The 14716-nt window shown below is 73.4% G+C and carries 13 protein-coding genes; 6 read left to right on the top strand and 7 right to left on the bottom strand.

Annotated features, from left to right (window positions below; translation table 11 throughout):
* Nucleotides 1-429, top strand: a 429-nt coding sequence (locus VR44_RS17215; protein ID WP_045948395.1) for a CbiX/SirB N-terminal domain-containing protein, incomplete at its 5' end; no start/stop codon positions are given.
* A 40-nt stretch (nt 430-469) separates the two neighbouring features.
* On the opposite strand, the gene VR44_RS17210 is transcribed toward VR44_RS17215, so the two are convergent.
* Nucleotides 470-1471 (bottom strand): ketopantoate reductase family protein, encoded by a 1002-nt coding sequence (locus VR44_RS17210; protein WP_045948394.1) that lies wholly within the window; start codon nt 1469-1471, stop codon nt 470-472.
* Between the two features lie 69 nt (nt 1472-1540).
* Nucleotides 1541-2935: a hypothetical protein gene (locus VR44_RS17205; RefSeq protein ID WP_157880329.1), complete on the bottom strand. Its 1395-nt coding sequence runs from the start codon at nt 2933-2935 to the stop codon at nt 1541-1543.
* 111 nt (nt 2936-3046) lie between these two features.
* Here VR44_RS17205 and VR44_RS17200 point away from each other — a divergent pair, with 111 nt between their 5' ends.
* A complete protein-coding gene (locus VR44_RS17200; RefSeq protein ID WP_045948392.1) occupies nt 3047-3253 on the top strand; it encodes a hypothetical protein in 207 nt (68 codons plus the stop codon).
* A gap of 12 nt (nt 3254-3265) precedes the next feature.
* Here VR44_RS17200 and VR44_RS17195 read toward each other — a convergent pair whose 3' ends face one another.
* Nucleotides 3266-3862: a DUF1697 domain-containing protein gene (locus VR44_RS17195; protein WP_245691879.1), complete on the bottom strand. Its 597-nt coding sequence runs from the start codon at nt 3860-3862 to the stop codon at nt 3266-3268.
* 9 nt (nt 3863-3871) lie between these two features.
* Nucleotides 3872-5131 (bottom strand): macrolide-inactivating glycosyltransferase, encoded by a 1260-nt coding sequence (mgt, locus tag VR44_RS17190; protein WP_063778934.1) that lies wholly within the window; start codon nt 5129-5131, stop codon nt 3872-3874.
* A 97-nt stretch (nt 5132-5228) separates the two neighbouring features.
* Between mgt and VR44_RS17185 the strand changes: the two genes are divergently transcribed.
* Both VR44_RS17185 and VR44_RS17180 read left to right on the top strand, forming a co-directional pair.
* Nucleotides 5229-6080, top strand: a complete 852-nt coding sequence (locus tag VR44_RS17185; protein WP_045948390.1) for a phosphotransferase enzyme family protein — start codon at nt 5229-5231, stop codon at nt 6078-6080.
* The gene (locus VR44_RS17180) at nt 6080-6730 is read left to right on the top strand and encodes a hypothetical protein (protein WP_094191712.1); all 651 of its coding nucleotides are present in this window, start codon (nt 6080-6082) and stop codon (nt 6728-6730) included. Before VR44_RS17185 ends, VR44_RS17180 begins: the two co-directional genes overlap by 1 nt.
* 54 nt (nt 6731-6784) lie before the next feature.
* On the opposite strand, the gene VR44_RS17175 is transcribed toward VR44_RS17180, so the two are convergent.
* On the bottom strand, nt 6785-7498 hold the full coding sequence (locus tag VR44_RS17175; protein ID WP_045948389.1) for a 3'-5' exonuclease: 714 nt from the start codon (nt 7496-7498) through the stop codon (nt 6785-6787).
* Between the two features lie 208 nt (nt 7499-7706).
* Entirely contained in the window at nt 7707-8969 is a 1263-nt protein-coding gene (locus VR44_RS17170; RefSeq protein ID WP_045948388.1) for an SAV2148 family HEPN domain-containing protein, read from the bottom strand.
* Between the two features lie 293 nt (nt 8970-9262).
* Here VR44_RS17170 and glgX point away from each other — a divergent pair, with 293 nt between their 5' ends.
* Nucleotides 9263-11377 (top strand): glycogen debranching protein GlgX, encoded by a 2115-nt coding sequence (gene glgX, locus VR44_RS17165; protein ID WP_045948387.1) that lies wholly within the window; start codon nt 9263-9265, stop codon nt 11375-11377.
* Here the strand turns inward: glgX and VR44_RS17160 are convergent.
* Nucleotides 11362-12699, bottom strand: a complete 1338-nt coding sequence (locus VR44_RS17160; RefSeq protein WP_045948386.1) for an MFS transporter — start codon at nt 12697-12699, stop codon at nt 11362-11364. The genes glgX and VR44_RS17160 overlap by 16 nt on opposite strands.
* Nucleotides 12700-12781: 82 nt before the next feature.
* Between VR44_RS17160 and treY the strand changes: the two genes are divergently transcribed.
* Nucleotides 12782-14716, top strand: a 1935-nt coding sequence (treY, locus tag VR44_RS17155) for a malto-oligosyltrehalose synthase (RefSeq protein WP_045948385.1), incomplete at its 3' end; no start/stop codon positions are given.

The following is a 14716-nucleotide window of genomic DNA, read 5'->3' as shown; positions in this document are numbered from 1 at the left end:
TCCCTGGAGCGGCGCCTCGCCGAGGCCGGTGTCGGCCTCGGCGCGGCGGACCGTGCGACGACGGGTGTCGTCCTCGCGTCCGCCGGATCCTCAGACCCGGAGGCGATCGCAGTGATCGCTGAAATCGCGCGGGAGTGGCGGCTCACCGGTTGGTGCGCCGTGCGGCCTGCGTTCGCCTCCGCCGCGCTTCCCCGTACGGAGGACGCCGTCCGCGCGCTGCGTGCGGAGGGCGTCCGCCGTGTGGTGGTGGCCCCGTACGTCATCGCCCCGGGCCGCCTTCCCGACCGGATCGTGACCGGTGCCGAAGCCGCCGGGGCGGACGCGGTGGCCGAAGTCCTGGGCTCCGCCCCGGAACTGGCCGCCCTCCTGCTCCGCCGCTACGACGAAACCGCCGGGGCCGGCCCGGCCCTTCCGGCCCTGACGGCCTGACCCGCTGCGCGGCGCCGCTCCCGGCCCCGCGCAGCGGTGGCTACGGGCGGCCGGCGGCCTCGTCGGCGAGGGCCGTCAGGTCGGCGATGGACATGGCCCCCGGCGGCAGCGACTCCCGCGCGAAGATGTTCGCCGCATGCCGCAGCACCTCGTTGACGGGCGTGGGAACGCCGTGCAGCCGCCCCAACAGGCAGATCTCACCGTTGAGATAATCCGCCTCCACCGACCCCGTCCCACGGGCCAGGCTCTGCCAGGACGATCCCCCGCGGATCCCCGCCGGCTGCTCGACCTTGCCGTCGCGGGCCGCCGACTGTTCGGCTTCCGAGGCGTACGCGATGCCCGCCGCGCCGAAGACGGCCTTCGCCTCGTGGACCGCCCGCAGCATCAGGGCCGCCTTGGCCGGGTCGGGCTCGGGGCCGGTGGTGGCCTGGATCGCGTTGCCCAGGTTGCCGAGGAGCTTGGCGTACTTCCAGCGCATCACGTCCTCGACGACCGGCGCCTCGAACCCCGCCCCGTCCAGGTCGGCCGCGACCTCCCGGATCCGCCGGTCGGCTCCGCCGGCGGCCCGCCCGAGGTGCAGGATCCCCGTCAGCGGGGAGCACAGCGCGGAGACCACTCCGGGTTCCAGGAAGGTGGAGGGGAGCCAGACGCAGACGCCGTAGACGCGCGCGAAGCGGCGCAGGGCCAGGCGCTCGCTCTCCACTCCGTTCTGCGCGCACAGCAGCGGGAGCCGCTGCGCGGCCGTGCCGCCGCCGGCGACCTCGGCGGCGCCCCAGGTGTCCAGTGCGGCGACGGCGTCCTGGGTCTTCACCGTCAGGAACAGCACGTCGTCCGGGCGCAGTTCGCCGAGGTCGGCCGGCCGGGTGGCCACGGGGAGGCGGTGGACGCGCTTTTTGTCGGCGGTGGTGAGCCGCAGCCCGCTCGTCCGCAGCGCCTCGGCGTGTGCGCCGCGCGCGACGAGGACGACCTCCCGGCCCGATTCCGCGAGCCGGCCCCCGATGGTCGCGCCGACCGCTCCGGCGCCGATGATGATGTAACGCATGACCAGAGCCTGGCACACCGTCGCACACCGTCCGAGCCGGGGTACGTGCGGGCCGTGCCCCCGGCCGGTCTAACCCGTGCCCTTCTGGACGGCGCCGGCCTTCTCCAGCAGTTCCGCGTAGGGGACCTCCACCGTGGAGCCGCGCACCTGCGCGAGCCCGTACCGGTCGATGGCCTTTTCGTTCGCGTAGGGGTTCAGCGGGTCGAAGGCTATCCGTTCACCCGGGGGCGACACGTCCACGACGATGCCCGGCCATTCGGGACTGGCCGTCCTCCACACGGTGATGCGCTGCTCGTCGCGGGTCACGTTCAGGATTTCGCTGCTGTTCGAGATCCTGGCCCGGTAACGGTACTTGACACTCGGCGGGTCCCCTTTCTCGGTCTCCATTTGGAGATCCCTTCCCCCTATCCCGGAACGCGAGTAGTCAGGGCCCATTTTCACCCGGTCCTCCCTGATCGCGTAGACCTCGGTCTGGGCCCTGATCACTTCGAAGTTCTTCTTTTCCGCGTTCAGGACCTGGACCACCTCGTCCTGTGCGATTTCCTCCCCCGGCTTCAGCACGCGGCCCACCGGCGAGACGAAGTCGCCGTCGTAGATCAACTCGTATCGGTGGGTCTTGACGCCCTCGATGTTCGCGGGCCCGCCGTGGACCCAGTAAATGCTGTCGAGTATGTAAACGGGAACCCGGCCGGCGTTCCTGACGTACAGGTGGACCGTCACGTACATGCGGTCCTGATCCTTCCGCAGGCTGGCCTCCTTGAACTCCGCCCCGCTCTGTATCAGCGGCGTCGTCACGTAGGGGAGATAGATCTGCGAATAGGCCAGGTTGGCGCTGGCGAGCAGGGCCGAGACGACGGCCCCGACCGCGATCTTCTTGGGGTTGCGGAGCCCCTTCCACGCCCGGCATTTGACGAGTCCGATCAGCGCCGCCAGGGACCATGTGCCGAGGATGATCCCGACCGCGGTGTACTTGTTGAAATGCTCGCCGATCTGCAACAGCAGCAAGGAGATGCTGCAGAGCAGGGAGATCGCGACTCCGGCCAGGACGACCGCCCCCGAGTAGCGCCACGGCGGCTTGTTCCAGTACCAGTAGTTGACGGCGGCCCCGACGGCGATCACTTCCACCACGGCCGCGAAGAGGACGGTGACTCCCGCGATGCGGCCCCCGTAGGTCAGGGCGTTGCCGCTGTCCGCCAGTCCGATCTGGAAGAGCGGAACCGCGGTCGCGACGAATCCGGCGATCATGACGAAGGCGATGGTCCGGCGCCATCCCGCCCTCGGCCAGACCGTGGAGTCGGCGCCCCGCCAGTAGACGGGGTGGTCGGGGGGCACTCCGGCACGTTGCAGGATCCTGCGGAGTTGTCCGGGGGACCGGGCCTCTCCCACGACATCGCCGTCGATCAGGACCTGCCGCCGGCCGGCGCCGTCAGGCGCACCCACGGAAACATCGCGCGTGTTCGCCATGACACCAGCCTGCCCCTCGCCCGTGGGAAGCGCCCCCGGAGTGCGCCCGGCGCGGGGCGGGGCGAAGCTGGTGGTGACGTGTCGGTGCCGCTCGTCCCCACGGGAGCTGCCATGCGTACCCGACTCCTCGGATTCACCGCCGCCCTCCTGCTGGCCGCCTTCGGAGCCGCCGTCCCCGTCGCGCAGGCCGTCGTACCGGCCGTCACCGGACCGGAGTGCGTGGCGGACGGTGTCGGAAAGGTGGTCTACGACTCCGCCACGGGCCTGTGGATCTGCACGGGCGGCCAGTACGACGGCAAGCCCATCACCACGACCTGAACCGGACTGCCCCTAGTCGGCGGTCAGCTCGACCAGTTTGGCGACCGTGTTCCAGTTGCGGGTGGTCGCGTCGACGCCCTTGAGGACGGCCGGCCTGTGGAGGGCGGCGCCCAGCTCGGAGGTGCCCAGGCCGCCCGGGGCGTAGAGGTAGAGGACGCGGTCGCCCAGGCGGTACTCCTCGGGGAGGTAAGCGGCCGGGTCGATCGCCGCGAAGCGGTCCGGGGCGGGCTGCTCCGAGAAGAAGGTGGCGTGCAGCTGCCTGCCCTCCAGCTCGGCGGCGGGGAAGGGGCAGGCCTCGGCGACGGCGCGCAGGTAGGCGCCGTCGACCACCAGTACCTTCACCGGGAAGCCGAACCGGGACTCTACGGCCGCCTCCAGCTCCCGGGCGAGGGCGGCGGGGTCCTGGCCCGCGCTGCTGAAGACGGCATTGCCGCTCTGCAGGTAGGTCTGCACGTCGCGGTGGCCGAGCTCCTCCAGCACGGAACGGAGTTCCGCCATGGGGACCTTCTTCTTCCCGCCGACGTTGATGCCGCGCAGCAGCGCCGCGTACTTTTTCATCGGGGCCTTCGTCACCGGGGCCTTCTTCACCGGGGCCGTTCTCTTCGTCATGGCCGCACCCTAGGGGGTGTTCCGCTGCGGCAGCGCGGCCTCGATGAGGTCGGCGGCGCGGCCGGTGCCGCCCTCGGCGGCCATCCCGGCGCGGATCTCCTCGGCGCGGACGGCGACCCGGGGGTCGGCGAGCAGGCCGAGGACGGCCTCGCGGAGGGTTTCGGCGTCGGCCTCCTCCATCGGGACGTGCCGCGCCACCCCGAGGGAGGCCAGCATGTCGGCGTTGCCGAACTGGTCGACGGCCTGCGGGACCGCGACCATCGGGGTGCCGGTGGCCAGTCCCTCCTGGCTGCCGCCGGCGCCGGCGTGGGTGATGAAGGCGTCGGCCTGGCGGAGGATGTCCAGCTGGGGGACCCAGCGGTGGACCTCGACGTTGGCGGGGACCTCCCCCAGTTCGGCCTCGTCGGTGAACCTGCCGATCTGCAGGACGACGTGCCAGCCGGGCAGGTCCCCGAAGGCCTCGACACAGGCGCGGTAGAAGGCGGGCTGCTTGGTGAAGGTGGATCCGAGCGAGACCAGCAGGACCTTCTTCCCCTCGGCTCCCGCCGGCCGCTCCCAGGTGCCCTGGGTGGCGCTGCGGTCGCCCTGGCAGGCCCCGACGAAGGTGTGGACGGAGGAGTCGACCCGGTCGGCGTGGGGCTGGAGGGCGCGCGGGATCAGCACGATGCTGCGCCGCGGCCTGCCGACGAAGCGGTCCGCGTCCTCGTCGACGCCGTTCTCGTCGAGCCAGGCGCGGAAGCGGGCGTAGTACGCCTTGCCGCGCTCGCTCGCGCGCAGTTCGGCGGTCATGGGGATGCCCACCTCCTCCTCGTAGCCCTCCCAGGCCACCAGGTTCGGGGAGAGGGAGATCGCGGGGACCCCCCAGCGGTGGGCGAGGACACGGGCCGGGTAGGAGGTCACGTCGTGGAGGACGAGGTCCGGTTCGTCACCCTCGAAGGCGGCCGCGAGCTGCGGGAGTGCCTGCACGGCGTCGTCCAGGAAGGGTTCGAGGTGGTCGATGAGCTCGGTGCCCCAGGCCTCCGGCTCGTCCTCGGTGGGCAGGACGGATTTCCAGACCACCGGGGTGGCTCCGGTCTCGGCGACCTTCCCGGCGAAGGAGGCGGGAATGGCGTAGCTGACGCGGTGGCCCCTGGCGACCAGTTCCCGGATCACCTCGATGCTCGGGTTCACGTGCCCGGGGGCGGCGATGGAGAACATGGCGATGTGTGCGGCTTCGGCTGAGGTCATGTGATCGACATTAACGAGACGATACGTCTCGTGCAACCTCATATCCGGGTCCCGGGCCCTACTCCGCCGCGGAATGGGAGACTTGGCGCATTCACGATCACCACCACCACGACCACCCGGCGAAGGACGAGACGAGCGCATGGACGAGGCACGGGCCAGGGACGTACTGACGCGGGCGGGACTCACGGGCCCGGCCGAGCTGCTCGCCTTCGGCGAGAACGCCGTCTTCGCCCTCGGGGACCTGGTCGTCAAGGTCGGCCGGGAGGCGGGGCTGCTGGAGCGGGCCGAGCGCGAGCTGGCGGTCGCCGACTGGCTCGCCACCGCCGGGATCCCCGCGGTCCGCGCGGCCGAACCGAAGCCACGGCTGGTGGACGGCCACCCGGTGACCCTGTGGCACCGGCTCCCCGACGCGCTCCGCCCGGCCGGCCCGGAGGACCTCGCGGCGCTCCTGCGGCCGCTGCACGCGCTGCCCGCCCCGCCGTTCGCCCTGCCGGCCCGGGACCTCCTCGGCGGGGTCGAACGCTGGCTGCGGCTGGCCGGGACGGCCGTCGACCCCGAGGACGCCGCCTACCTGCGGGCCCGCCGCGACGCCTACGCCGGCGAGGTGGCCGCCCTCACCCCGCACCTGACCCCGGGTCCGATCCACGGCGACGCCCTGCCCCGCAACGTCCACGTGGGCCCGGACGGCCCGGTCCTGGTCGACCTGGAGACCGTCTCGGCGGACCTGCGCGAACACGACCTCGTGGTGATGGCCCTGTCCCGCGACCGCTACGGCCTCCCCGCCGACGGCTACCGGGCCTTCACCGCCGCCTACGGCTGGGACGTACGCGAATGGGAGGGCTGCGCCCTGCTGCGCGGCGCCCGCGAGACGGCCAGCTGCGCCTGGGTCGCCCAGCACGCCCCGGCCAACCCGAAGGCCCTCGCGGAGTTCCGCCGCCGGGTGGCCTCCCTGCGCGACGGGGACCCGGAAGTGCGCTGGTACCCGTTCTGATGGACGTGAAGCTGCGCCTGACCGTCCACGAGGCGCGGCACGGCGCCGGCACCTTCAGCGTCGTCCGCCCGGCCCGGCCCCCGGAGCACGCCGCCCTCTTCGACGACTCCTGGTGGCTGAACGCGTACGCCGACCGGGACGCGGCCCTGCTCCTGGCCGGGCTGTGGACCCTGGCGGCCGGCTCGCCGCGCTCCTTGGTCCACGTGCCCCTGCGCGGCCCCGCCCCGCCCGCGGGCTCCGGCCGGCTGGACCTCGTACTGCTGCACCACTCCCTGCAGTTGGCGCCCTCCCGCTGGAAGGAGCTGCGCGGCCGGCTCTCCCCGGGCCGCCCGCGGACCGTGGACGTGTCGCTCGCCGAGCCCGCCGGGGAGGACTACGCCTCCCTGCACCACACGGAGCACCGGGACCGGTTCCACCAGAGCATCCACGCCGAGACCCTGTTCATGACGGGCAGCGCCAAGGCCTTCCGGCTGGGCGCCGCGGCCTTCCTCGACGTGGCCCGCGAAGGCCCCGCGTACGTCGACCCGTACCCGGACCGCGCCTACGGGCACCGCCACTACTGCGCCACCGTCCCCTGCGACGCCCGCCGGCGCGACATCCACGTCGAATACCGGGAACCACCCGCCCCCGACGGGCCGCCCCCACCGTGAGTACGGCGGAGCGGGCGGCTCGGCAGGCGCACCCGCCGACACCGGCCGGGCCGGTCAGCGCCCGCGGGGTATGAGCGGCCAGGCCGGTTCGACGACCGCCGCCGGATCGGCGGTGCGCCTCAGGTAGGCCTGGAGCGAGACCGACTGCTCGGCCGCCGCGCGGACCTGGAGCTCGTGCAGGTCCGGCAGCGGCATCAGGCCGACCGGCCGGTGCCGCTCGCCCAGGCGGCGTACCACGCGGGCGGCGGCCAGGGCGTCCGCCCGCGCGTCGTGCGCGTCGTCGAGCGGAACCCCGTAGTGCTCGCACAGCGCGTGCAGCGCCCGCTTGCCCTTGCGGTACTTGTCCACGTGCTTGTCGATCACCAGCGGATCGATGACGGGCGAAGGCACCCCGCCCAGCCGCTCGCTGATCGACGCGACCCCGTGCCGCCGGCACTCCCGGTCCAGCAGGGACAGGTCGTAGCGGGCGTTCATCACCACCAGGGGCGTGCCGAGCCGCAGCGCCTCGGCCACGGCCCGCGCGATCTCCTCGACGGCCGAGGCGGCCGGCGCCCCGTGCGCGCGGGCGTGCTCCGTCGATATGCCGTGGATCGCCGACGCCTGCTCCGGTATGGCCACCCCCGGATCGAGCAGCCAGGTCCGCTCCCCCGCGACGGACCCGTCCGGATCGAGCCGTACGACCGCCGCCGTCACGATGCGGTCGCTCTCCACGTCCGTGCCGGTGGTCTCCAGGTCGAAGGCCACCAGCGGCCCCCCGAGCCAGCTCATCGGACGGCTCCCGTACCGGAACGGCCCGCCCGCCGCCGCAGGTCCGTGACGGCCGCCACGCCTTCCCCCGGCGTCTCCTGCCCGAACCCGCTCAGCACTCCCCCGTGCCACGCCTCCATGACGCGCCCCTCCCCCGTATTTCCGGTCGACGCGTTTCAGCCTGCCACGAGGCACTGACACCGGCGCGGCCACCCCCGGGGGCCCGGCCTCAGGACACCGGGCGGGAGTCCTCCCACACCGACTCGAACTCCTCGCGGTAGGTCTGGAACAGCCCGTGGTCCGCGTCCTTCGGAACCCCCCGCCCGCCCCCGCGCAGCACCAGCACCGGGGCCTCCATGCCCCGGGCCCGCCGCAGGTACGACTGGACCACCGCGATGCCCGAGGACTGCCCCTCCACCAGATAGGCGGTGAAGCGCGGGGTCTCGTCGAAGACGTGGATGTCGAAGCGCGAGGGGTCCTTCAGCCCCGCCCGCACCCGGCGCACGTGCAGGATGTTCATCTCCACCGAGCGGCTGAGCTCGCCCTTGCGCAGCCCCAGCTCGCGCTCGCGCCGCTTGACCGCGCTGCTCGCCGGGTTCAGGAACAGCAGCCGCACCCGGCAGCCCGCCTCCGTCAGCCGCACCAGCCGGCGGCCCGAGAAGTTCTGCACCAGCAGGTTGAGGCCTATGCCGATCGCGTCGAGCCGCCGCGCGCCCCCGAACAGGTCCTCCGCCGGCAGCTGCCGCTGCAGCCGCACCCGGTCCGGGTGGACGGAGATCACGTCCGCGTACCGGTCCCCGACCAGGTCCTCGACGGCGTCGATCGGCAGCCGGTCCGCCGACGGACTGCCCGAACCCGCGCCCAGCACCTCCAGCAGCCGCGCCGACGCGCGCTCCGCCTGCTCCAGCACCGCCCGCGACAGCGCCCGGTTGCGGGAGACCACGTTCCGCGTGACCTCCAGCTCGTCCAGGGCCAGCTCGATCTCGCGCCGGTCGTCGAAGTACGGCTCGAAACACGGCCAGTGCTGGACCATCAGCTCCCGCAGCTGCGGCAGCGTCAGGAAGCTCAGCACGTTGTCGTCGGCCGGGTCGAGGAGGTAGCCCTTGCGCCGGCTGACCTCGCGCACCGCCACCGCCCGCTGCACCCACTCCTGCCCGGCGGGACCGGCGGCGGCGACCACCCAGTCGTCCCCGCCGTGCACGGGCTCGTACACGGGCCGCAGCACGGCGCCGACCACCGACCGCAGCCGCTGCTCGATGAGGTTCAGCCAGATGTACGCACGCCCGGCGCGCTGGGCCCGGGTACGGACCTCGCTCCACGCCTCCGTGCTCCACTCCAGCTCCGCCCCGGCGCGCACCTCCCCGGCCGCCGGCGGGGCCAGCGACACCGCCGCCCCGGCCGCCGCCGTCCCCGGCACACCTCCTGGGGCGTCCGCCGGGCCACCCTCGTGGCCGCTGTCACCAGGGGGCAGCTCCAGACCTCCCGAGCTCACTCGTGCACCGCCTTCTGCGTCCGGACGCCCGTCTCCAGTGATCACGGAAGGGTACTCCGCGCGCGCGGCCCGACGCAGCCCGAAGCCGAAGGTGACCCTGACCACCCTGGTCCGGATGTCCGTTGCACCATTATGTGATGCCCGGACGGTCTGCCGATCCGCATATCAGCTCTCCGGTTCACCCGGCAGGAGCATCCCAAGTCCACGCGTGCGGGCCCGCTTTCGGGGAAGATCTGGCAGAGACGTGATCCGCGCCGGATCGACCGGACCTGGATGGAAAAGAGTCGTTGCCGATGCAGGTCTGGCCGGGACAGGCGTATCCGCTGGGTGCCACGTACGACGGCGCCGGCACCAACTTCGCGGTCTACTCCGAGGCGGCGCGGCGCATCGAACTGTGCCTGCTGCACGACGACGGTTCCGAGACCGCCGTCGAACTGCGCGAGACGGACGCCTTCGTCCGCCACGCCTACCTCCCCGGGGTGATGCCCGGCCAGCGGTACGGGTTCCGGGTGCACGGCCCGTACGAGCCCGAGCGCGGGCTGCGCTGCAACGCGGCCAAGCTGCTGCTGGACCCGTACGCGCGGGCCATCAGCGGGCGGATCGACTGGGGCGAGGAGGTCTACGGCTACCACTTCGGCCGCCCCGACTCGCGCAACGACCTGGACTCGGCGCCGCACACGATGAGTTCGGTGGTGGTGAACCCGTACTTCGACTGGGCCAACGACCGGCCCCCGCGCCACGAGTACCACCACACGGTGCTCTACGAGGCCCACGTCAAGGGTCTGACCATGCGTCACCCCGACCTCCCCGAGGAGCTGCGCGGCACCTACGGGGCGCTCGCGCACCCGGCGGTCATCGGCCACCTGGTCAAGCTCGGCGTGACGGCGCTGGAGCTGATGCCCGTACACCAGTACGTCAACGACCACCGGCTCGTCAACGACGGGCTGAGCAACTACTGGGGCTACAACACCATCGGCTTCTTCGCCCCGCACAACGGCTACGCCTCCGGCGACCGGGGCCAGCAGGTGCTGGAGTTCAAGTCGGCGGTGCGCGCCCTGCACGAGGCCGGGATCGAGGTGATCCTCGACGTGGTCTACAACCACACCGCCGAGGGCAACCACCTGGGCCCCACCCTGTCCTTCCGGGGGCTGGACAACGCCTCGTACTACCGGCTCGCGGACGACCCCCGGCACTACATGGACACCACCGGGACCGGGAACTCGCTCCTGATGCGCTCCCCGCACGTCCTCCAGCTGATCATGGACTCGCTGCGGTACTGGGTGACCGAGATGCACGTGGACGGCTTCCGCTTCGACCTCGCGGCCACCCTGGCCCGGCAGTTCCACGAGGTCGACCGGCTGTCCTCGTTCTTCGACCTGGTGCAGCAGGACCCGGTGGTCAGCCAGGTGAAACTGATCGCGGAGCCCTGGGACCTGGGCGAGGGCGGCTACCAGGTGGGCAACTTCCCGCCGCTGTGGACCGAGTGGAACGGCAAGTACCGCGACACCGTACGGGACCTGTGGCGCGGACAGCCGCGCACGCTCGCGGAGTTCGCGGGCCGGCTGACGGGCTCCTCGGACCTCTACCAGGACGACGGGCGCCGCCCGCTCGCCTCCATCAACTTCACCACCTGCCACGACGGTTTCACCCTGCACGACCTGGTCTCGTACGACGAGAAGCACAACGAGGCCAACCGGGAGGGCAACCGGGACGGCGAGACCCACAACCGGTCCTGGAACTGCGGGGTCGAGGGCCCGACCGACGACCCCGCGGTCCTGGAGCTGCGCGAGCGCCAGATGCGCAACTTCACCGCCACGCTGATGCTGTCGCAGGGCGTGCCCATGCTCAGCCACGGGGACGAGTTCGCCCGCACCCAGGGCGGCAACAACAACGCCTACTGCCAGGACAACGAACTGTCCTGGGTGACCTGGCCCGAGCCGGGCAAACCCCCGCCCTCACTGCTGGAGTTCACCCGGCGGATGGTCTGGCTGCGCCGGGACCACCCGGTGTTCCGCCGGCGGCGCTTCTTCCACGGCAGGCCCGTGGAGGGCACGCACGACGAACTCTCCGACATCGCCTGGTTCACCCCGCACGGCGAGGAGATGCGGGCCCGGGACTGGCAGGCGCAGCACGCCCGGTCCCTGACCGTCTTCCTCAACGGGGAGGCGATCTCCGAACCCGGCTCGCGCGGGGAGCGGATCACCGACGACTCGTTCCTGCTGATGTTCAACGCGGGCGCCGACCCCCAGGAGTTCACCATCCCGGCCGGGCACGGCGCCCAGTGGCGGCTGGTCGTGGACACCGCTCGGGCGGAGGTGCTGCCACCCGGCACCGGGCCGCAGTACGCGGCCGGGGACCGGGTGGCGCTGAAGGGCCGGTGCCTGGCGGTGCTTCAGCGCCCCGCGTAGCCGCCGGCGGCGCCGGGCGTCCCCGAACCCTCGGGGGAGGCGGTGCGCTGGGCCGGGACGAACGCCTTGGCCGGAGCAGCGGCGGGGGCGACGGCGGGGGCTTCGGCGCCGGCCGCGGGCCGGGCCGAGGGGACCCGGGTGACCAGGGCGGTGACCAGGCACAGCGCGGCCGCCCCCACGGCCACGGCGAAGGCCCCGGCGGGCCCGTACGCCTCGGCGAGCCGCCCGGAGACGGCCAGCGCCACGGCCTGCCCGGCCACCAGCGAACTCGCCGCGAAGGCCATCGACTCGGCCAGCCGCGACGGGGCCACGACCCGTTCCGTGAGCGCGAACGCGGTGATCAGGTGCGGGGCGTAGGCGGCGCCGAGGACGGTCACGACCGCGTACAGCGGCCACAGCGTCTGCGTGAACAGCAGCGGCACCGACAGCACCAGCGCCGCGCCCGTCGCCACCCGCCAGCGCAGCCGCAGCCCGAAGCGGGCCGGCAGCGCGCCGAGCGCGAGGCCCACGGCGGCGCTGACCACCCCCATCGCCGCGTACACGATGCCGGCCTGGCCCGGTACGCCCAACCGGGCGGTGAGGGAGGCGATTCCGGCCTGGCAGGCGCCGAACATGGCGCCCTGGAGGGCGAGGGAGCCACGGACGGCGTGGACCACGCGGGGCTGGCGCGGTGCCCGTACGCCCTCGGCGCGGGCCCGCGCCGGGCTCCCCGCCGTGACGGCGGCCGTCGGGTGCAGGGCGTAGGCGGTGCCGAACACGGCCACCAGGGCTGCCGCGCCCCCGAGGGCGACGGCCGGGTGCAGGGCGAGCGCGGCGAGGCCGACGAGGGCCGGACCGAAGACGAAGGAGACCTCGTCGAGGGTGCCTTCGAGCGAGTGCACGGCCCCCACCACGCCCTCACCAGCTCCCGCCCGGTGCGCGAGCGCCACGGACCGGGTCCGGGCGAGGGGCCCGATCAGCGGTACGGAGGCCCCGGCGACGGCGCCGATCGCGGCGAGCGGGGCGGTCGCCAGGCCCGTGAGGGCGCCGGTGACGAGGGCGGCGGTGGCCACGGCGTTCACCGCCGCCGCGACGAGGACCACGGGCCGCTGCCCGTGACGGTCGGCGAGCCGCCCCAGGACCGGCCCGAAGACCACCTGGCCGGCGGAGAGACAGCCGCCGACCACGCCGGCGGTGGCGAGGGAGCCGCTGGTCTCGGACACCAGCAGGACGCTCCCGAACTGGGACATCGCGACGGGCAGGCGGGCGAAGAACGAGACGATCGGCAGGAGGGGCCCGGTCAGGGCGATGACGTTGCGGTAGGTGCTGACGGTGGATGCCACTTGATCGACACTAACGCGGCGCAGTCACCCGGATGCATTGGGTCATGGCACGGAATCACACGGGCTGGGTACGTACGTTCTCATGAGCCAGCGGTATTCAATCAGCCAATCGGAATCCGACGTTCACAAGCCCGTCGCCCCGGCGTCGACCTACCGTCTCCAGCTGACGCCCGCGTTCCCGTTCGCGGCGGCCCGAGCGGCCGTGCCCTACCTCCCCTACCTCGCCTCGCTCGGCGTGTCGCACCTGCATCTGTCCCCGGTCCTGGAGGCGGTGCCGGGCTCGCCCCACGGGTACGACGTCACCGACCACGGGCGGGTGCGCGAGGAGCTCGGCGGGGAACGGGGCCTGCGCGCCCTGGCCGCGGCCGCGCGGGAGCGCGCGCTCGCCCTGGTGCTCGACATCGTCCCGAACCACATGGCGCTGCCGACGCCGCTGCGGCTGAACCGGCCGCTGTGGGAGGTGCTGCGGGAGGGGCCGGGGTCACCGTACGCGCGGTGGTTCGACATCGACTGGGAGGCGGGGGGCGGGCAGCTCCTGCTGCCGGTGCTCGCGGAGCCGGACGAGCCGTTCACGGTGGACGCCGGCGCCGGGCTGCTGCGCTGCGGGGACCGGGAGTTCCCCCTGCGCCCCGGCACGGCCGGGCTGCCCCTGCCGGAGCTGCTGGCCGCACAGTGGTACCGGCCAGCGTGCTGGCGCGAGGCCCGGACCGGCCTCAACTACCGCCGTTTCTTCACCATTTCGGATCTCATCGGGGTGCGGGTGGAGGACCCCGCCGTCTTCGCCGCCACCCACGCCAAGGTGCTGGAGCTGGTCCGGGACGGGGTGGTGGCGGGCCTGCGGATCGACCACGTGGACGGGCTGGCCGACCCCGAGGAGTACCTGCGCCGGCTGCGGACCGCGGCGGGACCCGGCTGCTGGGTGGTCGTGGAGAAGATCCTGGCCCGCGCCGAACGGCTGCCGCCGGCCTGGCCGGTGGCGGGCACCACCGGCTACGACGCCCTGCACCGGGTGGACGGGGTGTTCACCGACGGGGCGGGCGCCGACGAACTGGCGGCGCTGTACCGGGAGTCGACCGGCACGCCCTCCTGGCAGGAGACGGCCTCGGCCGCCACCCGGGAGGTCCTGACCGTCGACCTGGCCGCCGAGCTGGTCACCCTGGAACGCCGGGCCGGACCGGACATCGCGCCCGCCGTGCGGGAGTTGCTGATCGAGACGCCGGTCTACCGGACCTACCCCGGCGGACCCGGCCCGGACGCCCGCACCCTGGAACGGGCCGCCGCACGGGCCGGGACGGCCGCGGTGGACGGCGTACGGCGGCTGCTGGAACGGAACCCTGCCTTCGAAGCCCGCTTCGCCCAGACCTCGGCCGCCCTGCGCGCCAAGTCCTTGGAGGACCGCGCCTTCTACCGCTGGGCCCCGCTGCTGTCCGCGACGGAGGTCGGCGGGGAACCGGGGGCCCCGGCGGTGCCGGTGGCGGAGTTCCACGCGTACTGCGCGGAGCGCGAACGGGACTGGCCCGCCTCGGGCACCGTCCTGTCCACCCACGACACGAAGCGCAGCGCGGACGTCCGCGCCCGGATCTCGGCCCTGTCGCAGGCCCCGGGGGCGATGGGCGAGGTGGGCGGCCCCGACCCGCAGCTGGCGTGGGTGGCCCGGCAGACCGCGCTCGGCCTGGGCGACGTGCCCGAGCGCGGCCCCCGGCTGGCGGCGGCCCTGCTGAAGGCCGCCCGGGAGGCGGGGCTGCGCACCTCCTGGACCGACCCCGACGCGGCGTACGAGGCCGGCATCGCCGACCTCGTACCCCCCGGCCCGCTGGAGCTGCCGCCCGCCCTGGTCGAGGCGGCCCGGGCCAACGTGCTGGGCATGACCCTGCTGCACCTGACCATGCCGGGGGTGCCGGAGGTCTACCAGGGCTCCGAGTCCGAGTTCCGCGCCCTGGTGGACCCGGACAACCGCCGCCCGGCCGCCTTCCCCCGGGAGGCCCTGGCCGCCCTGGACGCGGGCACCGCCCCGGCG

The sequence above is a fragment of the Streptomyces katrae genome (assembly GCF_000966975.1).
In the GTDB taxonomy this organism is placed as follows: Bacteria; Actinomycetota; Actinomycetes; order Streptomycetales; family Streptomycetaceae; genus Streptomyces; species Streptomyces katrae.
This window is presented reverse-complemented; position numbering and strand designations above follow the sequence as displayed.